The 23205-nt window shown below is 31.6% G+C and carries 19 protein-coding genes and 1 CRISPR repeat array; of the genes, 12 read left to right on the top strand and 7 right to left on the bottom strand.

Annotated elements, in window-relative coordinates:
- Positions 1-48: 48 nt before the first annotated feature.
- The 4 genes from Q4Q47_RS06685 to Q4Q47_RS06670 all read right to left on the bottom strand — a co-directional run bounded on the left by Q4Q47_RS06685 (position 49) and on the right by Q4Q47_RS06670 (position 4324).
- Complete coding sequence (locus tag Q4Q47_RS06685) at positions 49-2691, bottom strand: hypothetical protein (protein ID WP_303305875.1); 2643 nt, start codon at positions 2689-2691, stop codon at positions 49-51.
- On the bottom strand, positions 2684-3430 hold the full coding sequence (locus Q4Q47_RS06680; protein ID WP_303305874.1) for a DUF805 domain-containing protein: 747 nt from the start codon (positions 3428-3430) through the stop codon (positions 2684-2686). Before Q4Q47_RS06680 ends, Q4Q47_RS06685 begins: the two co-directional genes overlap by 8 nt.
- Before the next feature lie 302 nt (positions 3431-3732).
- Positions 3733-4005: a sigma factor gene (locus Q4Q47_RS06675; RefSeq protein ID WP_303305873.1), complete on the bottom strand. Its 273-nt coding sequence runs from the start codon at positions 4003-4005 to the stop codon at positions 3733-3735.
- Entirely contained in the window at positions 3998-4324 is a 327-nt protein-coding gene (locus tag Q4Q47_RS06670; RefSeq protein WP_303305872.1) for a hypothetical protein, read from the bottom strand. The genes Q4Q47_RS06675 and Q4Q47_RS06670 overlap by 8 nt, the downstream gene beginning before the upstream one ends.
- A gap of 429 nt (positions 4325-4753) precedes the next feature.
- Here Q4Q47_RS06670 and Q4Q47_RS06665 point away from each other — a divergent pair, with 429 nt between their 5' ends.
- The gene (locus Q4Q47_RS06665) at positions 4754-4993 is read left to right on the top strand and encodes a helix-turn-helix domain-containing protein (RefSeq protein ID WP_303305871.1); all 240 of its coding nucleotides are present in this window, start codon (positions 4754-4756) and stop codon (positions 4991-4993) included.
- Positions 4994-5244: 251 nt separating this feature from the next.
- Positions 5245-8634 (top strand): type II CRISPR RNA-guided endonuclease Cas9, encoded by a 3390-nt coding sequence (cas9, locus tag Q4Q47_RS06660; protein ID WP_303305870.1) that lies wholly within the window; start codon positions 5245-5247, stop codon positions 8632-8634.
- Between the two features lie 115 nt (positions 8635-8749).
- Positions 8750-10568: a CRISPR direct-repeat array (repeat unit 36 nt; unit sequence GTTGTGGTTTGATTAAGGATTAGAAAACACGATATT).
- A 105-nt stretch (positions 10569-10673) separates the two neighbouring features.
- Here cas9 and cas2 read toward each other — a convergent pair.
- Positions 10674-11003 carry a CRISPR-associated endonuclease Cas2 gene (gene cas2, locus Q4Q47_RS06655; protein ID WP_303305869.1) on the bottom strand — a complete coding sequence of 110 codons (330 nt, stop codon included), beginning with the start codon at positions 11001-11003 and terminating at the stop codon, positions 10674-10676.
- The gene (cas1, locus tag Q4Q47_RS06650; protein ID WP_303305868.1) at positions 10994-11878 is read right to left on the bottom strand and encodes a type II CRISPR-associated endonuclease Cas1; all 885 of its coding nucleotides are present in this window, start codon (positions 11876-11878) and stop codon (positions 10994-10996) included. The genes cas2 and cas1 overlap by 10 nt, the downstream gene beginning before the upstream one ends.
- 359 nt (positions 11879-12237) lie before the next feature.
- On the opposite strand from cas1, the gene Q4Q47_RS06645 reads away from it, so the two are divergent.
- The 8 genes from Q4Q47_RS06645 to Q4Q47_RS06610 all read left to right on the top strand — a co-directional run bounded on the left by Q4Q47_RS06645 (position 12238) and on the right by Q4Q47_RS06610 (position 19347).
- Positions 12238-12735 carry a hypothetical protein gene (locus Q4Q47_RS06645; protein ID WP_303305867.1) on the top strand — a complete coding sequence of 166 codons (498 nt, stop codon included), beginning with the start codon at positions 12238-12240 and terminating at the stop codon, positions 12733-12735.
- 192 nt (positions 12736-12927) lie between these two features.
- Positions 12928-13401, top strand: a complete 474-nt coding sequence (locus tag Q4Q47_RS06640; RefSeq protein WP_303305866.1) for a Crp/Fnr family transcriptional regulator — start codon at positions 12928-12930, stop codon at positions 13399-13401.
- A gap of 83 nt (positions 13402-13484) precedes the next feature.
- A complete protein-coding gene (locus Q4Q47_RS06635) occupies positions 13485-13778 on the top strand; it encodes a DUF1330 domain-containing protein (RefSeq protein WP_303305865.1) in 294 nt (97 codons plus the stop codon).
- Between the two features lie 177 nt (positions 13779-13955).
- Entirely contained in the window at positions 13956-14726 is a 771-nt protein-coding gene (locus Q4Q47_RS06630; protein WP_303305864.1) for a hypothetical protein, read from the top strand.
- Between the two features lie 357 nt (positions 14727-15083).
- Positions 15084-15893, top strand: a complete 810-nt coding sequence (locus tag Q4Q47_RS06625) for a helix-turn-helix domain-containing protein (RefSeq protein WP_303305863.1) — start codon at positions 15084-15086, stop codon at positions 15891-15893.
- A gap of 66 nt (positions 15894-15959) precedes the next feature.
- Positions 15960-17618, top strand: a complete 1659-nt coding sequence (locus Q4Q47_RS06620; RefSeq protein WP_303305862.1) for a serine hydrolase domain-containing protein — start codon at positions 15960-15962, stop codon at positions 17616-17618.
- Positions 17619-18078: 460 nt separating this feature from the next.
- Positions 18079-18627 (top strand): hypothetical protein, encoded by a 549-nt coding sequence (locus Q4Q47_RS06615; RefSeq protein ID WP_303305861.1) that lies wholly within the window; start codon positions 18079-18081, stop codon positions 18625-18627.
- Positions 18628-18714: 87 nt separating this feature from the next.
- Positions 18715-19347, top strand: coding sequence for a hypothetical protein (locus Q4Q47_RS06610; protein ID WP_303305860.1), 633 nt, complete (start codon positions 18715-18717; stop codon positions 19345-19347).
- A 182-nt stretch (positions 19348-19529) separates the two neighbouring features.
- Here Q4Q47_RS06610 and Q4Q47_RS06605 read toward each other — a convergent pair whose 3' ends face one another.
- Positions 19530-20306: a LytR/AlgR family response regulator transcription factor gene (locus Q4Q47_RS06605; RefSeq protein ID WP_303305859.1), complete on the bottom strand. Its 777-nt coding sequence runs from the start codon at positions 20304-20306 to the stop codon at positions 19530-19532.
- A 129-nt stretch (positions 20307-20435) separates the two neighbouring features.
- Here Q4Q47_RS06605 and Q4Q47_RS06600 point away from each other — a divergent pair, with 129 nt between their 5' ends.
- A complete protein-coding gene (locus tag Q4Q47_RS06600) occupies positions 20436-21743 on the top strand; it encodes a PDZ domain-containing protein (protein WP_303305858.1) in 1308 nt (435 codons plus the stop codon).
- A 198-nt stretch (positions 21744-21941) separates the two neighbouring features.
- Entirely contained in the window at positions 21942-23105 is a 1164-nt protein-coding gene (locus Q4Q47_RS06595) for an FAD-dependent monooxygenase (RefSeq protein ID WP_303305857.1), read from the top strand.
- Positions 23106-23205: the final 100 nt, after the last annotated feature.

The raw sequence follows: 23205 nt of genomic DNA, 5'->3' as shown, positions 1-23205 counted from the left end.
CAAGTAAAATAGTTGAATTTTAAATATTTACCAGTTTATTGGACACCGCTAATCTTTAGAAATTTCATTGCCCAAATAATCTAGTTCTTTTTCAAGGTAATATAGACCATTTAAATACGATGTATAATAGGTCTCTGCTATGCCATCATTGTTATTTGTTAATTGACCGTTTCTATCATATCTTTTTACACTTTTAATTAGACCAGAGTTTTGAATAGTATATATGTATTGTGCCACCCCACTTTCATCTTCGATTAATTTATTATTGGCGCCAAAAGTTCTAATTTTTATTACCTCTCCTTTTTCATTCCATGTATATTCTTTTTTATGGTAACCTTCAGGACCTATAACGGGCTTATCATTTTTATTAAAATAAGTATCATAAACCACATAACCCAATTCATTTAAGGTTTGACTGTTAGATGATATGCCCTTAATATTATTAGTTTTTTTTCCATTTTTATCAAAATAAGCATATCCTATATATTCCTGCTTTGAGTTATAATAATATCTAATCGACGAAACCCCAAAATCATTTAAAGCTGGTTTATTGCTACTATTAAAAAAAGATTTGGATGTCTTGTTGTTGTATTTATTATAAGTGTATACTGTTTTACAAGCGCCTTTAAGAAGTTTATTATTTGTATTATAGTTTAATACAATAGAATCATTGCCCGAAACAGAAGGGATAAGCTTACGTTTAAAATAGCCATCAAGCATTTCGGGTTCCATATTCTTGTTGAAGTTAGTTCTTTCTATAAGCTGGTTTTTATTATTATACTTATATATGTTATAGGTAACATTTTGATCAGCACTTGCGAGTTCCGACGAACTATTATAATATGTTGTTTTGATCTTATTATTATTTATATCGTAATCCCATTTAACTATTGCTACATCAGCTTGAAACGCTTTAATATTTCCTAATGAATCTAGTGTAGATTCTTGGATTTTATTACCGCGACTATCATATTGATACTGAAATTCTACAATGTCATCTTTGGTTTGAGCATAATTATTATTGGTATCTAAATAAATTAATTTCTTCACCCTATTTTTTTTATCCAGATGCTTTTTAAGAATAGCAACACCAGAATCATCATTGAAAATATCATTATAAACATCTAGATTGTGAACATAAACTAGAGAATCATTAGGGTAGTTGTATTTTGAAGCCCCCCATTTTTCGTCATTAAATGATAGAACATAACCAGGATAATATTTGCCATAAAACAAAGAGCGTCCTTTCTCATCAAATTTTTCAATTACCATATGGTAATCATCTAGACCTAAAACAGGATCATTAGATTTGTTAAATCTTTTAGAGCTGGTACAGTTGTCATATAAGTCATAGGTATAAGAGTAGATAGAAATACCGTCTTTATTTGGAGCAATTTCTGAGTCTTGATTAAGATTGATATTTCTTTTTAAGTTGCCCCTTTCATCATATTCATACTTATTATTATAAGAAGATAGATGCTTCGCAAAATCACCATCCTCATCATACTCTTTGTAACTAATTAATTGATGGTTAGAGTCATATTCTTTAATGACTTTTGACACAAAATCGTTATCATTTTTTGGAGTATTATTTGAGTCAAAAAAATCAATTTTAATTGTTCTACCTAAAGAGTCTAATGTGCTTTTTTTATAATGTATCCCATATTTGTTATTAATACGCTTTAAATCGATATCGTAATAAGAAGTTATGTAGCAGCCTTGAGATTCAATTTTGTTTTCAGTTTGATAAATCTTGTTTACACTAACCCTTTCTTTTTTAGAGTTATAATAATGGCCTACTTTTTTATCTGCTTTGTTGTATCTTTTATAAATGCAATAGAGTAACCCATCATTCAAAGTATTATCAGGATTAAAATATTTAATTTCAATGAGCTCTTTGTTTTTTTTAATCGAAACTATTGCAGTATTAAATACGCCGCCATTTTTTAAAACACCATTCTTAAAAAAAGAAACAATGACTTCGTTCCCTTTTTCAACTATTTTATACGATTCTCCATATTTTATACTTTCCTCATAAATAGGAAACGAGCATAGAATATCATTGTCAAAAGTTCTATAGATTTTTCTAAAGTATTTGCTGTCCCCTTCATCATATTGAAGATAACTAAGTATATCTGGGTTTTTATAATATGCGGTTTGACGCAATAAATCATCAATTTTCATTTCCCAATACCTTTGTTTTTCTGTAATGGCATTATGGTCGGTAATACTATCATATTCTACTTGCATTAATTCGTTTTCCGAATAGTATTTATTATATAAGGAGTTTATTGTTTTATTATTGATTTTATCTTTACCTAGTTTTACAATTTCTTTTCTTAAAAGGCGCGTATGGTACTCTGTAATGTTAAAATGGTATTGTTCATGAATTAGAACCTGATCATCTAACATAGAATCTGCTAACTTTTCCGATTCATCAGGATCCATATAGGCATAGATATTAGAGTCTAGCCAGGAAATATTTTCCGGACAATAAATGCCATAACTTATTGAAGCTACATAATCCTCTTCCTTTTTTTCAACTTTTGTAAAATTATCCCATGTGATATTATTTTCTGACCAAATAATTTTATTTGCTTTGGTGACTGTTTTTCTTTCAGATAACCCTGTGAATAATAAAGCTATAAGCAAAATCCCAGAAATAGAATAGAGTGTTTTTAACTTAAACATCTTTTAAACGGTGATTAAAAATGGATGAATATAGCTTCAAAGAAATATAAGTTAATCCAAAAATGAACAAGATTAGTATTAGCTCGAAAATGATAGTTTCTAAGTCGAAGCTTGCCAGTCTAAAAACGATGTTATAAAGTCTAATGGTTAAATAATAAAAGACTGCAAAAACTAATTGCTGATTAACCAAGCCAGATTTTTCTTCTGGATAAGACTTTTTGTAATAACTAATATAAAGTAAAAAAATAAAGCCTGGAATTGGCATTAAAAAATATGAAAGTGTTAGGTATGTATCATATTCAGGAAATATTAAGTTATTAATGCCCAAAATTAAAGCAAGGAGTAGTGTTACAGTGATAATTTCAATAAATTTTATCCGAGATATTTTTTTAACAACAGGAAATTTAAATGAGCGCTTTTTTTCTAGATATTCTTTAGATTTTGGATTAAGACCATATTTGTTCTCATTATTTTGTCCATCATTAAAAAGCATAAAGAGTATGTAAAATGGGATTACTTGATAGAACCCACTATTTCCCAAATCGTGGCATCTTTTAGAGCCCTGGGCTAATAAAATCCAATATGCAATTAAAACAAATAGAGAAAATATAGAGTCTGAAAAATCTGAAGCCTCAATAAAAGAGGAGAATAATATAAGAGTTGAAATACAAAAAAGATAGGTTAGTCCATATTCAAGCCTTCTTATTCTGCCAGAAAACGAAAAGGGGTTTTTAAACATAAAAAGGCTAAATCTAATTTAGAGACTAAATATAGTAACATTTAAAGAACGTACATATAAATCAGATTAATTATTATAGTTAATTAAAAGTTTGATTTTTTAGATCTATCCAATTATAACATGATATCGTTTTAGCTTCAGAATTAAGAGAAAAACCGATGTAAGATACCCTTTTGCCAGAAAAATGTTAGTTAGAGATATTATTGCTTCATCAAGCAAACAGAGAGATTAAATTTTCTACGCTATAGAAGTTACACGCTTTTATATAAAAGAGCAAAAGGGAATCACTTACATACTAAATTTTATTTGTGCGAGGGTTCATAACGCTCCGTAACCTTATCGTGTTTACTTTTTAAATAATGAAGGCATTCATTTTTTACTGTCTTATAAAAAAATTCTGTTGCATGGTCTTTGTTTTGAAAAATGATTTTATCTTCCCATAATTTAACAAATACTTCCTCAACAAGATCCTTTGAGGTTTCCAGATCGTTGAGGTACTTGTATGCAAACGCACTTAGTTGTGGATATAAATTCTCAAAAAGTTTTTTATAATCCTTTAGTGTAAATTCATTCATGTACTATATCATTTGCTTTAACGCAGCATTCTAGATTCTCAATAATCATATGTGCCGGAATCAATGCTCTGTTGTTAAAGTATATTTCGGGGAATAATGTAAAGAACCCATCAAACTCTTTTCTTGATAAAAGATTCGTTCCCATGTTGTAGCTATCATCGGCATGAATAATCCCAATGACCTTTAATCCCGTTTTACAGTGCTTTTTAACGGTGTCTTTTAGCTCAGATTTATCCAGTAACACCATCAATGTGGCTATAAGGGCATAGTGTGGCAGTATAAAACTATCTGGCAATGTATAGGCTTCTGTTTTTTCCATGGATTAGATTTTACGTTTTTTCCTTATTAGTGAAACTTAAAATTGTAAGTTGAAGCTGTTTCGCCCAGAATGAGACTAATCACGCCAGATGCTGAAACGAATTCAGCACTAGGGTAAACACCCTGTTAAAGCCTGTAATGTATGGAAACAAAAAAGGCGTGGAACTCAACTTATCGAAAAGAGGTACTGGTATACCGTGCAGCGATAAGAGAGCTCACGCCTAGGTCCGTGAGCCAATCTACTTATCATCTCGCTGCAAAAAATTACCAGTTTTCTTTTCGAGACTCAAAGCAATAGCTTCAATATTTTCTATTTGAAGAATTGCAAATTTAATATTTCTATATCAAATGTAGTAAAAATATTAATAGTGGGAAAATATACCCACTATTTTTTATTGAAAACTTATGACATTGCTGTAAAATCAATGTGATGAGTAACGGAATAGACAAAAACGATTTTAAAATCTTATTTGGAAAAAACTTAAAGAAGCTTAGAGAATCTAAGAACTTAAGTTTTAGGCAATTAGCGACCCGTTGCAATATCGATTATAGCGACATCAGTAAAATTGAAAAAGGAAAAAGGAATATTCAATTATCTTCATTACTAGAACTCTCTAAAGGTTTAGAGATCCACCCCAAAGAATTATTAAATTTTGAGCTTGATTCTTAATACGGAATAGTTTAATTGTAGTTGTATCGGTTTTATCTTAGAAATTAAATAACTACATATAAAAAGTCCCACCGAAGCAGGACTAAAGATTTTCATCTACGGCATATAGCCTTATTGTAATAAGATTAAGGATTAGAAAGTTTAATCTTAATACAAAGATACTAAAATAGTTTTCATACACAATATGGTTTTTTGTAAGAAAATCACTCATTATTTTTTTGTACTTTTAGCTTCAAAGAATTCATAAAATTATGGCAAAAGTTTTAGGGCTGGATTTAGGGACTAATAGCATTGGTTGGGCATTAATCGATGATACACAAAATAGAATACTTGGTATTGGAAGCAGGGTTTTTCCAATGGGTGTAGATAATTTGGGAGATGGAGATAATGAAATGTCTAAAAATGCAAGTAGAACAGGGGCAAGAGGTGTGAGAAGACAGTTTTTTAGAAGACGTTTAAGGAAGAAAAAGCTATTAAAAGCACTTTCTAAATACAATATGTGCCCTTTAAATGATTATGATTTTAAGGAATGGAAAAAAACTAAACAATTTCCTGCTAAAAAACTTGCTTCTTGGTTTTCGTTGAATCCTTACGAGTTAAGACAAAAAGCACTGCATGAAAAATTGTCTTTAGAGGAAATAGGTAGAATCTTTTATCATTTAATTCAACGTAGAGGCTTTTTAAGTAATAGTAGAAAAGGAGGTGCAGACGATGGTGCTATTTTTAAGGGAAATGCCAAAGAAGGAAAAATAGGGATTACTAAAACAGTAGAAAGCATTAAAGAAAAAACCCTGGGTTCGTATTTGTTTGAAGTTTATCCAAAAGAGCATCAGCCTTTTCAAGATGGTTTAGAGCGTATAAGAAACAGGTATACAACACGAAAAATGTATATAGATGAATTTGAATTGATTTGGAAGAAACAAGCGCCGTTTCATACTGTTTTAAATAATGAGTTAAAAACACTTTTTGGAGGCAGAAAAATAGATAATTACAAAGAAGACGGTATTTTATTTCATCAACGCCCTTTGCGTTCTCAAAAGCATTTGGTTGGCAATTGTTCTTTTGAGCCGACAAAAACTAAATGCCCTATAAGTGCTGTTGTTTTTGAACAGTTTAGGGTTTGGCAATGGGTAAATACAGTAGAATGCAATGGCTCTAAAATAAATCAGGAAGAAAAAGAGAAAATAGCAGGTTTTTTATATTCTATTGAGAAGCCTGCTTTTAAAAGAATACGAAAACTTATTGATAAAGAAAGTGCAGAATTTAAGTTTAATTTTAAAGATGATGATAAAATAACAGGCACACATACCATCTCTAATTTATCCAATAAAAAATACTTTGGTAAAAAATGGTTCGATTTCACCTCAAAAGAGCAAGACGATATTTGGCATGCATTGTATTTTTTTGATAGTAAATCTAACTTAAAGGAATACGCCATTAAAAATTGGAATTTTACCAATGTACAGGCAGAAGCCATTTCAAAGTTTAATGTTAAAGAAGGGTATGCCAGTTTAAGTAGAAAAGCTATTAGAAATATTTTACCCTTTTTACAGCAAGGCTACACCTATGATGTAGCTGTTGTAATGGGAGGGATAAAAAATACTTTTGGTGATAAATGGCAGCATGATACATTAGAGAAGAATAAAAAACAATTAGAACTAATTGATAATATAAAAGGAATTGTTCGCTCTAAAACTAAGGGCGGTTTTATTGATACTCTTAAAGAGATACTTCGTAAAGATTTTGGGCTTAACGATAGGCAATTAAAAAAAATATATCACCATTCAGCGTCAATAGATACAAGCACATTACTTGATAAGTTACCAGTAGACAAGGAAGCCGATAAAGAAATACAATCTATAAGAAACCCTATTGTAATAACGGCTTTATTTGAGTTACGAAAGTTGGTTAATGAGCTCATTGATGAATACGGACAGATTGACGAAATAAAAGTAGAGATGGCGCGCGACTTAAAATCATCTAAATCTAAACGTAACCAAATTAGAAGAAACCAAAAACGATTAGAGCGTGAAAATGATAGGGTAAAAAGTGAAGTGGAAAAATATGCCCGCATTACACACGAAAATATTTTAAAATTTAAACTTTGGGAAGAATGTAAAAAAACCTGTCCATATACAGGAAAAGCCATATCAATAACAGATTTGTTTTCCGGAGAAGTCCAAATTGAACATATTCACCCATGGAGCCGTTCTTTAAATGATAGTTTTAACAATAAAACACTTTGCTATGCCGATGAAAATAGAAAAAAGGGAAGCAAAACACCCTTTGAATTTTACGGTAATGACGAAGCTAATTGGGCGACCATTAAAGAGCGTGCTTTAAAACTATTTTCCGATACAAAGGAATACCCTAATGCTTATCAAAAATTTAAAAGGTTTGTGCAGCAAAATTTTGATGATGATTTTACCTCGCGGCAGTTAAATGACACCAGATATATTAGTAAAGAAGCTAAAAACTATCTTTCTAAAATATGCAATAAGGTTACGGTTTCGCCAGGACAGGTAACTTCAAATTTACGCCAAAAATGGGGGTTAAACCATATTTTAAATAATGAGAATTCTAAGTCTCGTGAAGACCATCGTCATCATGCTATTGATGCTCTAGTCATGGCTTGTACAAAAGTTTCTTATGTGCAAGAATTGTCTAAATGGAACAGGTATAACAGAAAACCGGAATTAAAAAACTTTCCGCTACCCTGGAATACTTTTAATTATGATGCAGAACAAGCGGTAGAGTGCATTCTTGTATCCCATAAAAGACAAAATAATTTAGTTACTAAAAGAACGCATAGAACTGAGAAAAATGGAAAGACCTATAAAAATGTTGGTATAGCTGCTCGCGGGCAATTACATAAAGAAACTGTTTTTGGTAAAAGGCAGGCGCCACATGCAGAACCAGCATTTCATGTAAGAAAACCAATAGACAATTTAACTACAGAAAAACAATTAGAAAAGGTAGTAGATGAAACCATCAGGCAATTGATATTTAAGCGTATTCACGTTTTAGGAGGGTTTGAAAAAGGAAAAATACCTGCAAATACGTTTTTTATAGTTGATGAGCATGGTATAAAGCAACCACAAGTATTTTTACCAAATAGAAATGGAGACCCGGTACCCGTTTTAAAAGTACGCTTAAAAGAAAATATTGGTGGAGCAGAACAATTAAAAGATAACGTAAATCAATGGGTAAACCCAAGAAATAATCATCATGTTTTAATTTATAAAGATGATAAGGGAAACTTAAAAGAAGAGGTTGTAACTTTCTGGACAGTGGTAGAACGTAAACGTAAAGTGTTTCCAGTATATCAATTACCTGCAAATGGAAAAGAAATCGTGACGACTTTACATATTAACGATATGTTTTTGTTAGGTTTAAACGAAGATGAAATTGATTGGGAAAATCCAAATTATGAAGAACTAAATTCGTTTCTATTTAAAGTCCAAACGTTATCTTCTATTTTTTATGAATTTAGATTGAATAATGATGCTACTCAAAATAAGGACACAAATTCAAAAGTTTTTAGAAGAATTCAAAGTTTTGGAAGAGGAAAGACTGGTTGGTTAACATTTAATCCTATTAAAGTAAAAATTTCAGTTTCTGGTAAAATAGAAAAATTCTAGTTTTAGAAAAGCTCTTTGACATATTAAGGTTGTTAATCTTAAACAACTAAATCACAACGAAAGTAAAATGAGTGAATCATTAGGATTGGTTAACAAACACTACATGTTTATTTTAATATCTCTTTGATTAAGGATTAGAAAACACGATATTTTGAAGCGATTTAGTAAGCTTTCGTTTTATGTTGTGGTTTGATTAAGGATTAGAAAACACGATATTTTAATTTTTGCGACCACAGAGGAACAATCGGTTGTGGTTTGATTAAGGATTAGAAAACACGATATTCTTTATCGGTAGTTTCTTTGGTGAAAACCAGTTGTGGTTTGATTAAGGATTAGAAAACACGATATTAATGGGCATTTGTTTAAAGACTGCCTATCGGTTGTAGTTTGATTAAGGATTAGAAAACACGATATTATTAGAGCATATAGGACAATTAGACTGGTAGTTGTGGTTTGATTAAGGATTAGAAAACACGATATTCATCTTTTGAAACCATAGCAAATAATTTTAGTTGTGGTTTGATTAAGGATTAGAAAACACGATATTTTGCGATCAACTCACGATGCTTTCCAATATGTTGTGGTTTGATTAAGGATTAGAAAACACGATATTCTCCTGTTATGTCCAATAGGTTTTCCTCCCGTTGTGGTTTGATTAAGGATTAGAAAACACGATATTTCGATAAGGTGCTATTTGGTAGTGTAAACAGTTGTGGTTTGATTAAGGATTAGAAAACACGATATTAAAGCCATCTACCAGACTTGTATCGAGCTTGTTGTGGTTTGATTAAGGATTAGAAAACACGATATTCATTTTCAAAATGCTTATCGTACCGATGACGTTGTGGTTTGATTAAGGATTAGAAAACACGATATTATCACCAGACACTACCCCTGTGGGCTTATCGTTGTGGTTTGATTAAGGATTAGAAAACACGATATTTTTGATATTTGCTAAAATTGATTTCATAATGTTGTGGTTTGATTAAGGATTAGAAAACACGATATTTATTAATTTATCTTTTCAACGTCCTAACGTGTTGTGGTTTGATTAAGGATTAGAAAACACGATATTCCATAACCAGGATATTATAAACCCATCTGGGTTGTGGTTTGATTAAGGATTAGAAAACACGATATTCCTCGGTACGATCAACAAAACGCTCGTTCAGTTGTGGTTTGATTAAGGATTAGAAAACACGATATTAGATTTTAATTATTAACCTTTAAATAAATAGTTGTGGTTTGATTAAGGATTAGAAAACACGATATTTGTTGCCTCAGGCCCATGGAGAAGCGTCCTGTTGTGGTTTGATTAAGGATTAGAAAACACGATATTAGGTTTCCTGATACACGGCTATACCGTCGAGTTGTGGTTTGATTAAGGATTAGAAAACACGATATTAATATCTGACGGAACAGAAACGACTTTGGAGTTGTGGTTTGATTAAGGATTAGAAAACACGATATTATTTCGTTAGATAAGTTGGAGCTAGAACAGGTTGTGGTTTGATTAAGGATTAGAAAACACGATATTCAAAATTCCATACTGCTGCTATTGGTTTGTGTTGTGGTTTGATTAAGGATTAGAAAACACGATATTTCCACAAATATGAGTGACGCTGGCAAGTATTGTTGTGGTTTGATTAAGGATTAGAAAACACGATATTGAGCCAATCGAAACTCTTTTGGCCGAGACAGTTGTGGTTTGATTAAGGATTAGAAAACACGATATTTGCAAAACCTAAATCTGTTGCGGATGATATGTTGTGGTTTGATTAAGGATTAGAAAACACGATATTCAACTTCGCCTACACCATTAACCGCTAATCGTTGTGGTTTGATTAAGGATTAGAAAACACGATATTGCAAGAAGCTAACTCGATCCTATCAAACTGGTTGTGGTTTGATTAAGGATTAGAAAACACGATATTAGTTGGCTTGTTACCTTCTGATTGTCAAATAATTAAACAGAAATATCGTTTTAAAAAATGCTTCTTTTTTGCAGTGATAAGGCAAGATTGGAGCATTTTTTTATTTTAAAAAAGCTCTAATTGGGTTGGAGGAGGTTCTTTAGGGACTTCTAGCTTGCCCCAAAAATTCATAATATTACCAAATTGTTTGTCCGTGATCCTAAGGACACTCACTTTACCTAAAGGAGGAAGTAGCCTTTTAATACGTTTTTCATGTACATCGGCACTTTCACTACTCGCACAATGTCTTATATATACAGAATATTGCATCATGGTAAAACCATCTTTAAGAATGTTCTTCCTAAAACCAGAAGCATTTTTTCTGTCTTTAGCAGTTTCGGTTGGTAAATCAAAAAATACAAATAACCACATAATTCTATAACCATTTAGTTCCATAATTTGGGGTACTTAATTTTCTTTCTTTTCCCGGAATAGCATTGTTGTAAAGAACTTGCTGTTTTTTGTAGAGCCACCATTAACGGGCTTTTTTCATCTTTAAAATAGACCGTTCTTGTTAAGGTTTGAAGAAGGATTGATTTTATTTCTGTATTTAAATCTTCCTCATCATAATGTTGTATTATGGTATAAACGGCCTCGTCTATAATGGGTCTAAAGGGTTCCATAATATCATCTGCTAATGCAAATGCATTGTATTTACTTTTGTGATGAATCCCCAGTGTATTTAATAGACCACTACCAGATAAAGCGCGAGCTGTAGCAGCTCTTAAAATAGCATAGCCATAATTTAAGAAATTGTTAGGGTAGTTGCCAAAGCGCTCTCTTTTAAAATCAATTTCAAAAAAAGATTTCCAATAAAAATTGGCAGCAACAGCTTCCATATTTGTGGTATCCCCACTTAGTACTTTGCTCGCTAAAAACTCAAATTTGTTTTTTGTTCGTGTTATTTTTTTCAGTAAAATACCTTGATTTTTTATTTTTTCAATAATGGTTTGTTGCCATAATTGCTTTTTTAAAGGAAGGCTTGCTTCTACTTGATGTTTAAACATTTCTTGTTGAATATGATGACTGTTTAAATTTAAAAACATACCATTGGGTAAATGTGTTTTATTACAGATAATTACGGATGCATTATTTGCAATAAGTAGATTTAAAGTAGTAATGCTTATATATATCTCTGGATTATCAATGACAATAAAACCAATGTCTTCTATAGGAATGGTTTTGTCTCTTGTTTCAGATTTAATAACTAGTTGTTCGTGCTTTGTGGTGATTGAACATTTATTGGAGAATAATAAGGTCTTTTTAATCATGGTTAATTTGGAATTATTGAGAATAATAATTATCTAATTAGTCTGATTCAAAGAGAGTTAGTAAAGATACTGAAAAAATAACGTCTAATATTTACGGGAATCTATAATTAGGATAATGCTAACGCTCGTTTGTAACGAGTGCTATAAAATCATGTCTCGTTCTAAAAAAGTTTACATTAATCTTAAAATAGATTTACAACTTATTCTTAGTGCTGTTATTGGTTTGACATTGTGAACAAGGAAAATATTGGGCAAAATAGTATAGCATTCAATCCCGAAAGATATTTCTTATATTTGATTCATATATAAAAAATAAACGCAATATTGTGTTTATTCAATAGTTGTAGGTAATTCCAAAAATGAACGAAATAAAATCCGAAAATATAGTTAGAAAGATAAAAAATGAACTTCCTCATCTAGGAAAAATCAATCTGACTTTACAACCGACTGATAAAAATATTTTGGAAGTTGAGGAAAATTACCCTGACAGAAAACCAAGTGGATTTAGCCAAGGACAAGCTGAATCTATCTCTCAAGAAGGATATAATGATTGGAAACAAGGAATTCGCAACGGAATTGAATACGCCTACAACAAACTGACTAACAACAGCGGATTAAAAATAATAATTGAAAGTGCTATTGGTTTGACTACTGATACTAATCCAACAATAATTGGATTTTCTGCTTCAAGAGCAATATTATACAAACTACCAAATTGTGAATCTCAAACTGAACTCGAACTGTTGGAAGAAATGGTTTATTCAAGTTGGGATTACGAGTTTGATGCAATACCCGATTTTATTCATAAAACAATAATTGGGAAAAAACTACCTACAACAAGGTATAAGAAAACATAGGCTTTAAAAATTAATCAAGTAGCCTGTGCTTATTTGCAAGGTCACCAACTATAAAATTTGGCGTTTATGAGAAAAAAGATAAAAACAAAATATTTATATTTGGCTTAGTACCAATCCGAAACGTATTGCCTATCACCTCCCTACGTTTCTTATACGTGACGTTGTATGTCATTAACAAAATCCTGATGAAAAATGAAGATCATTGAAATAAAAAAAGGACACATTCTACAGCACGAAGGAGATTTAAATGGCCAAGTTTATGAAGTTATTTCTGGCTTATTAAGAAGTTATATAATCGACAACAAAGGAAAGGAACATATATTTGTGTTTGCTCCTGAGGGCTGGATTATCGCTGATGCCGTTCAGACAGATGAGCCGTGTGAATTCTTCATTGAGGCACTTGAAAACTCGACCGTCAAGGTAAGGGAAAAAGATTTGAGTCAAATTTCTCCAAATGCATCTGCTATAGCAAAACGTATGTTAGTTCTTCAAAGACGTGTAATTATGTTAATGAGTTATTCTGGGCTGCAACGCTACGAACATTTTATTGAAACTTACCCAAATTTAACACAGCGAGTTCCTCAAAGAATGATCGCATCATATTTAGGAATTACCCCGGAAGCTCTCAGTAAAGCAAAAGGAGATAAGTTGAGAACATCTCACTAATTCCATTTCTTAATATTTATTAATGCACAGGGATTATTCCCAAGATACTTTTGTATCAGTATTAATCATTAAAAATAAATATTATGAAAGCGTATATGTTAGCGTTTGTAAGAGTAAACGATTTGGAAACTTTTAACAGAGAGTATATCGAAAAGGCTGTGCCAATTGTTGAACGTCACGGAGGAATAACAGTTGCGGTTGATGAAAACCCATCCACAATTGAAGGAACTGTTCCTGGAGGACGTGTTGTAATCGTAGAATTTCCTACAAAAGAAGCTGCCGAAGGATTTTACAATGACCCAAATTACCAAGCCATTAAAGCTTGGAGACAAAAGGTTAGCGAGAGCGATTCTATCATTCTTGAAAAAGGTTTTTAATCTGTCTGTCGTTCGTATTAAATAACGGCATACAGCAACATGTATAAGCAATAGCGATTGAGTTTTTAATTCAATCGCTATTGTTTTTTATTTTGTAAATTACTATTCGAAAAGTAGTGCTTAAAAATCCGCTACTATTCTTATACTAGACTGTTGTGCTTTATTAAAGAAAAGACCATGAAAAATTATTACTTACTTTCCATTCTTTTATTAACCATTACAATTAGTGGGTATAGCCAGAATAAATTGACTAAAGAAGAGAGAAGAACTCTTCGTAAAATTGGCTTAATAATTAAATTAACTAACCCCGATGCTGTCCCACCTCGCAATATTGCGGAAAGTACACTTGGAGGAAGGACTTATAACGGTTTAAGTGAAGATGAACATTTTAAAAGATCAGATAAATCATTGCAGATTTTAAATAAAATTGTTGATGATATTGACCCTTATAATTTTAAATCTAGTGAAATAATATTTAGTTCTATAGAATCATTTTCAAGCAATCAAGACCCGATTAAAATAGTCAAACTGGATAATGAATTCCAACTTTTATTGGCAGACCCACCTCATAAAAAGGATAAGACCGATAGAGTAATTCATAACACTACAGATGAAATTAAGTTGAAAATGAAAAACGAAAGAATTGAAACTCAAAAAAAATATGATACAATTTATCAATACCTAAAGAATAATGGTTTTGATGGTTTGTTAACAATAAGCATAAAACATTGGAGCACTTTTGCGGTAAAATTTCAGCTCGGAAATGGGCCTAGATGGACTTCACAAGCTAACACTGGGTATTATGCTCGGATATTCAGCATTGATGATAAATTATTATTTCACAAGAAGTATTTTTCAAAGACAGTTCCAGCATTGAAATACAAAAAAACCTTTAATGATTTCATAAAAGATCATACAGAGAAGGTCTTCAAAGAAATAATGAAATAAAATAGACGAATTAATATAATAACAAAGCATAACATTGGCTATAATCTATTGCAACGTATCATAGCCCCTGCTAACGCTCGTTTGTAACGAGTGCTACAAAATCATGCCTCGTCCTAAAAAAGTTTGCATTAATCCTAAAATAGATTTAGAACTTATTCTTAGTGCTGTTGTTGGTTTGACATTGTGAACAAGGAAAATATTGGGCAAAATAGTATAGCATTCAATCCCGAAAGATATTTCTTATATTTGATTCATGTATAAAGAATAAACGCAACCCTATTGCGTTTACCCATCCGATTTAGGGGAATAAACACAATATTGTGCTTATTCAATAGTTGTGTACAAGCCTCACTTAGAATGAAAATATTAACTGAAGGAAAATATTATGGAATAAAGGATTCAGAAAAATCATTTGGAGGGATCCTGTTATCCCAATACGATTATATAAAAGATAGAACAGATTGGCATTATCACGAGAATCCTTATTTCTGGTTTGTTCTAAATGGAGATATGATGGATTGCAATAAGAAAGTGAAGACCTTATGTCCATCAGGAAGTTTAATGTTTAATAATTGGCAAGAAGTTCATTATGGTTCTAAACATTCTAAAAATGCTAATGGTTTTCATCTAGAATTTCAAAAAAAATGGTTCAATAATAATGGGATAGATTTGGATTTACTTGAAGGTAGCCAATTAATTCAAAATCCTCAAGTACATTTTCTTTTCGCAAAGTTATATTATGAATTTATACACTCAGATCAATACAGTGAGGTCACTGTAGAAGTTCTATTATTACAAATTTGTGAAGCATTAGGGGGGGTAATAGAAATCAATATCAAGAATATTCCAAACTGGATAAATGATCTAAAAGAATTACTACATTTCGATAATTCAAACCTTAGCTTGCAATACCTTTCAGGTCAACTTGGAATACATCCCGTTCATATCTCAAGAGCAGCACCAAAATATCTTTCTACAAGCCTTGGGGAGTATGTAAGGCAACATAAATTAAAAAAAGCTATACCTCTACTACTTGACCCAAATAACTCGCTGACTAAAATTGCATATCAAGCAGGTTTTTCAGACCAAAGTCATTTTAATCGTGTTTTTAAATTCTATTTTAATATGAATCCCAGTTTCTATCGAAAAGGATTAAATAAAAAATAGCAATGTTAATCTGATACAATTTTTAATAATATCGATACGTTACTTTTGAACCCAATTAAAACTTAAATGATGTTTAAAAATTTAACGTTAACGCTTTTGTTATGTTTCTCGTTTTTTACAAGCTGTGCTCAGCAAAATATTATAGATTATATAGGACAATGGGAAGGAAAGACAACTAACAAAGACGCCCTTAATCTAGACATAATCGTTAAAAAACTGAGTGAAGAAGATGCTATTTTCACACTTTCAAATAACAAAGAAATTATAGCGAAAAAGTTCAAATTTGGTAATAGAATCAATCTTGCACTAGATGATAACCTTACTTTTAGTGGAATAGTTAATGATGAGCAATCAGAAATAAATGGTTTTATTAAATCATCGAGGGATTTGTACCCTGCTAAACTCTATAAAAGAGGAGACCGTTTTGAAGGAAAGTGGAATCTATCGGTGATTCATTATCTACAGCCTCAAGCTTTGCGTTTGACCATAAAAGAAGGTGGTGGATCCAATGATGAATATCAAGCTTACCCAATTCTTGGAACCATTTGGTGCAACAATTTCAAGAAAAATAATAATTTTATTTCTTTTATAGATTATAAAACAGGTCTTGAATTTGAAGGGCAATTAAAGCCCTCTGAAATTGCATTAAATATTAGTCTAAGCGGCAATTTTATTACAAAAACATCATTTAAAAAAATCACACAGCATAAAAAGGTTACTTCCGCTTCAGTAAATGAGAATTCTCAAATCAATGACGGTTGGGAATCATCAAAAAAGCAATTATCACTACCAAAAATGGAAGATGACATTCATAGTGATGTTCTAGAAGGAATAGAAGGTGTTCTTGTTGCAAAAAATGGTAAAATCACTTATGAAAACTATTTTGCAGGCTTTAATGCTAACATTCCACATGATATGCGTTCTGCCTCAAAAAGTATCTCATCTGCCATCATCGGTATAGCCATTGATGATAAAATTATAGAGAGTGTGGATCAAAAACTATATGGTTTTATACCTCAAGAGTATCAGTACACAAAAGATTCTTTAAAATCTAAAATAACAATTAAAGACTTACTGACTATGAGTTCTGGATTAGATGTAAATAAAAAGGCATCAGAAGGGTACTACCAAGATGAATCAAATAATTGGTTAAAAACAGTTTTAGAAGCACCCATGGTAAACGAACCAGGAACTTATACCGATTATGGATCTGCTAATCCGTTTTTACTCGGTATTAGTTTAAACGAACGTTTAGATATACCGTTAGAGTTCTATATGAAAGACACGTTTTTCTCACCTCTAGGAATTAAAAATTACATATTGAATACTGACGATACAAAAGCTATACCTTATTTTGGAGGAGGCATCCATTTAACGCCAAGGGATATGCTCAAGTTTGGACAACTTTATCTAAATGGAGGTGTATGGAATGGTAAACGAATTATTTCAGAGAATTGGATTCAAGAATCGTTCAAGAAACATACAAGGTTGCAGGATGTAAAAGATAAGAATGAATATGGTTATCTATGGTGGCATGATACCTATATCATCAATGGAGAATCAATTGCATCTATTGAAGCACGAGGTGCCGGAGGACAATTTATTTTTATAGTGCCAGCGTTGGAATCCGTAGTCGTGATAACAGCAGGAAATTATAGGAATAGGAAAGGTAATCAATCACGGGAAATATTTAAAGAGTTTATACTTCCTGCGCTTTTGAATTAAAAGACTAGTACATAACAAAGTAGCATGTAGTTTATTACTTGATAATCAACTACTTACGAAAATGCTCGCAGATTTTCTTTTCGGCTTGTATTTGTGAAATTTGTTACTTTACCACGTAACAAACCATATACTAAAAAGTTAGGCACAATCCAACAAAACGCCTTGTAACCCCCTGGCTAGCGCTCGTTTGTAACGAGTGCTATAAAATCATGCCTCGTCCTAAAAAAAGTTTACATTAATCCTAAAATAGATTTACAACTTATTCTTAGTACTGTTATTTGGTTAGACATTGTGAACAAGGAAAATATTGGGCAAAACAGTATAGCATTCAATCCCGAAAGATATTTCTTATATTTGATTCATATATAAAAAATAAACGCAACCCTATTGCGTTTATTCAATAGTTGTGCAACATATGAATAAAGGAAAGAGACATATCGAAAAACGTAATCGATTTTCAATGGTTTTTCCAATTTTAACAATTATTGGAATTGGAATTGTGGTCGTGCTTTCATCGTTTTATGAAAAAAGTTGGACTTATAACTGGAACGGAATTAGACAACAAATAAAGGATAGTGTAAAAGTCGCTGAATATGGTGGAATTTCGACTGGAATTGTTGGATATGACGCTCGCAAACCAGCTCAATTTGACAGACGACATTGGATTATGCAAAATGCATCTGAAAGCGAACTTTTAAAACTGACAGTATATCCGAATGGAACTATAAAAACTATTGCCTACGAAGGACTAATTAAAAAGTTGGAATTTGAGAACAAAACCAATTTAATATTAGACGCAATCGCAGATACCGAATATCATATGTACTTACAATCTGGTTGTACTGGAACACCAATGCATATTGGAGAATATCTGGTTGATTTTGTACTACAAATTGATGACAGAAGTCCGCCATTTGCTAGAGAAAAACCAAATTACGGATTAACTAAAAATGACGAGGAAATAATTCTGACTGAATACCGAAAAGTCCCAAGCTTATGGAAAAAATAATACGTTGCACAACAAATAACAAATCATAGCCGCCTATCGGCAGGCTGCGCTTGTTATACGTGACGTTTGGCTCAAGCAATGTGAAAAATGAAGAGAAAGAATATCCCATTAATGCTAGTCGGATTTACGCTAATTTTTATTGCGCTTTTATCTTTTTGGAACATTATTTTTGATTTTCCAGTTATGCAAAAATATAAACAGGGTATTATTTCATATGATGAATTGAAAAAAAATGAAAGCCTGTACCAAAAAGATTTCTACAAATACTTGATTAATTCAAAACGTACTTGGAAATCGGTATTTTTTTTAGTTGGTGGTTTTACTATAGGTTTAATAGGGCAAAAGATATCTTTCAGAGAAATGATTTCATCACTTAAGAAAGATTTATTTACCTTCAGATGGGATAGGGAAGTCAAATCTGTCTTATTGACCTCATTGATTCTTATATCATTGCTAATACCAATCCAACTTTTACTAAGCTTTGTGGCTTCCAATTATGATTGGGATTTCATAAATAAATACGGTTCTTTTACTCTTGTGATAATAGGTCTAATTCCATCTTCTATCGTAGGAATATCATCTGTCATCTATTCTTATCGAAATGAAAAAAAACTTAACTATCAAGAAATAATAAATATAATTATTACTATTATAATGGGAGCAATAGTATTCTATAATGGTAAAGCAATTAGTGACTTTCTGATTCAAACACTAGCCTAAAGGCAATATCATTTTATTTTTATGAACAATATAAAATGCCAGAGCCTAACGATGTGTCCTATGATTAATTACTTCTGAATTTCCTCATCGAAAATTCCTCGAAATTAATTAACTTGTGTATTTCCTAGATAATGATGATAGCTTGATTAAACCATCAAACCCGACAATAGAAACTTTAAGACCTATATAGATGAAATGTTTTCTATATTAAAGGTTGAGCCTACAGGAATAAACATTTCATTAGAAACTTCAATATATTCCTTATCGTATGAGCGTATTTTTTTTTGATTAACAATATATGATTTATGTACTCTTATAAAATTGTTTGGTAACAGGTTCAAACACTTTTTCAAACTTTGATATACCGTAATTTTCTTACTGTTGTCGATATGGTAATTTACATAATTTCCCATTGCTTCAATATAAATTATATCACATGCAGAAATAAGGTATTTTTTACGATTAGATTTTAACTCAATCTTTAAGAATTCTTCCGCATCGTCTTTAGTTTGCTCATCAATAATGTTTTCATATGCTTCTCTTTGAAGAAAATATAAGTTAAGTATATAAATAGTTGCCACAAAAAACACGGTACTATTAATAAGAATAACGGCTCTTACAAGTGAGTTCACACTAAAATTAGCGCTCACTGCTGATTCAGCATCGGGTTTATAAAAGAAGTGGATAAATCCTTGTTGCATAAAACCTAATAGAACGATGGAAAGGATATAAAAAAATAAAAATTGTGAAAAGTTCTTTTTTAGCAGAAACTTAGGTATCAAAAGCCGTATGGTAAAATACACTGCTAATATCCGTATAGGCAACAAAATAAATTCTAAATAAAATGAGTCTTTATAATTATCATCCACTGTCCAAATAAGACTAAACAGCACATAATAAATTACCCAAAACAAAATGTGAACGACTAATTTTTGATTTTTATTGAGTTGCTTAAACATAGGTAAAAAATTACGTCCTGTTCTATACTATTTTCACATAATTTCTGCTGCTAATCAAATAAAAAACAAATTCTCAATGAGAATACAATGTATTATTGATAACAATTTAATTCACATCAAATATAAGACATGAGGTATTCAAATCTATCATTTTTTTTAATCTTAACTGTATCATTTTCAACTTTGGCGCAAGAATTACCTAGACGTGCAAGTTTTGAAGCCAAAATAGGTTGGCCTAACAATAAAGTACCCGGAGCAACTATTAAGGAAGTTACCCCAAATTCGCCTTTAGACAAAGCTGGAATTAAAGTTAACGATGTTATTATTAGTGTTAATGGCAGAAAAGTACTAGATCAAGAAGATTGGAGTGCCATTACCTATGCTATTAGAGCAAATAAACCAACACTTTTTGAACTTAAACGCGGACAGGAATACATTAAAAAAGATGTAAAACTAAACTCGTTACCAAAAGAAAAACATCCAAAAGTTGATACATTTTACGAAACTGTAACGAGTGATTATGGTATTAAGCAACGCGCCATCATTACAAAACCCAAGGGTAACAAAAAGTTTCCTGCCATTATATTAATTCAAGGGTTAAGCTGTTCAACTATTGAAGAATTTTCAAATCGCAGTAATAATTGGGTAAAACTAATAAAGGATTTAACAGAAAAGTCAAATATGGTGTTAATGCGTATTGACAAACCAGGTGTAGGCGATAGTGAAGGCGACTGTGGTAAAGTAGATTTTTTAACCGAATTAAATGGTTACGAATCCGCTGTAAAAGTGCTAAAATCGAAGTCTTATGTAGACACCTCTAAAATCATTGTTTATGGAAACAGTATGGGTAGCGCCCTAGCCCCATATCTGGCAAATAAGTTCGATTTGGCCGGAGTAATATCAGATGGAACATTTTATAAATCGTGGTACGAACATATGCTCGAAATAGAACGTAGAATTTTGCAGATTGAAGGTAAAAGCGAAGCAGAAATTTATAAGTTAATAAATGAAGTATTTATTCCACTATATTACGAAATGCTTATCAAAAAAAGAAGTTTTGAAGATATTCTGGAAGATAATCCAACCTATAAAAAATACCACAGACAAGGCTTAAACCATATGTATGGTAGACCTATGGCATATTATTATCAGGTACAGGATTTTAATTTCGCCAAAAATTGGGAAGAAGTAAAAGTCCCTGTTAGGATACGTTGGGGAACCAATGATTGGATTATGACAGAGAATGATAACGATATGATTATAGCAATTTTAGATGCCAAGGGACATAAGAACCATAAGTTATACAAATACACGGATTTAGATCATTGGAGTACTATTCATACCAATTACAGTAGTAGTTTTAATTTTAAACCAGGCAAATGGGATGGTAAAATCAGTCAGCAAATTATAGACTGGGCCTGGGAGATTATTAAGTAAGTATAAAATATATAGTTTAATCTATTCAAAAACTAGCTGAATAAGTAAAATACGTTGCACAACAACGCGTCTTAATTAATTACTTCTGAATTTCCTTCTCGGAAATTCCTCGGAATTAATTAACTTGTGTCTTCATCGGAAAATTCTAACCGAATTTCCAGTAACTAATCATACACGTTAGCGGCAATAAAACGAAAAATGCAGACAACAGATAAAATTGCAATTATAGGCGGAGGAATAGGAGGCTTGACAATGGCCTTGACTTTAAAGAAGAACAATCACGACTTTAAACTCTTTGAAAAATCCAGTGAATTTAAAGAAGTTGGAGCAGGAATTGGAATCGCTTCTAATGCATTAAAAATATTTGACAAGCTAAATGTAGGAGAAAAAATAAGGGAAAAAGGACATTTGCTTAAAAAGACCGTACTGGCCACCGAAAAATTAAAAACCTTAAAAACGGTACCCTTCCCCGAAGAAGTCTATTGCATTCACAGAGCTTCTATCATTGATACACTCGCAAACGAATTGGACAAAGACTCATACAAGTTAAACAAAGAAGTAGAAAGTGTTGAAAATGAAGAAAGCATAAAGATTAAATTTAAGGACAACACATTTTCAGAATTTGACACCTTAATTGCCTCCGATGGGATTAATTCTACTATTAGAAAATCAGTTTTCCCTGAAATTGGAATTAGGCCTGCGCATCAGGTCATTTGGCGAGGAATTACAAAATTTGATATCAATGCTGATTTAAAACATACCTACTACGAACTTTTTGAAGGAAGCTTACGGTTCTTATTTTTACCGTTGAATGACAACGAAATGTTTTGGTTGGCTGTTCAGGAAAAAAAGAACTTCAGCAAAGGTTCAACAACCTCTATAAAGCATTATTTATTAGATACATATAGCGATTTTCATCCAATAGTACTGGATTTACTGAATAAAACATCTGAAAGCGACATCCTGCAAAATGAATTGGCTGACATTGAACCCAAATATAAAGGTTGGTTTAAAAACAATCCCGTTTTTATCGGTGATTCTATTCACGCCACCACGCCAAACTTGGGACAAGGAGCCTGTCAGGCAATTGAAGATGCCTATACTTTAGGGCTTTGCTTAAAAAGCAATACGAGTAATACTTTTTCCGAATACCAAAATATCCGGTCAAAAAAAGTTGAATACATAGTGAAGCAATCGTGGAAAATAGGAAAGATGTCATTGACCAAAAATCGCTTGCAAAAAACCTTACTCCATTTATTATTAAAATATTTTCCAAAGAGACAATATCAAAAAAGGTTTAGCAGGGTGATTGATATTGAATATTTGGATGAGTTAGAAAATACAGCCACTAACAGTTTATAACTGCAATTATGCTGGATTCGATTACGTCCGAATCCGCTCGAAATTGCTAAAACCTGTGCAAAACGAAAATTAACGCATATTAACCCGTAACGGACGGTTA

The sequence above is a fragment of the Flavivirga spongiicola genome (genome assembly GCF_030540825.1).
Classification (GTDB): domain Bacteria; phylum Bacteroidota; class Bacteroidia; order Flavobacteriales; family Flavobacteriaceae; genus Flavivirga; species Flavivirga spongiicola.
Note: the sequence above shows the minus strand (reverse complement) of the source record. Positions and strands in the feature narration are given on the sequence as shown.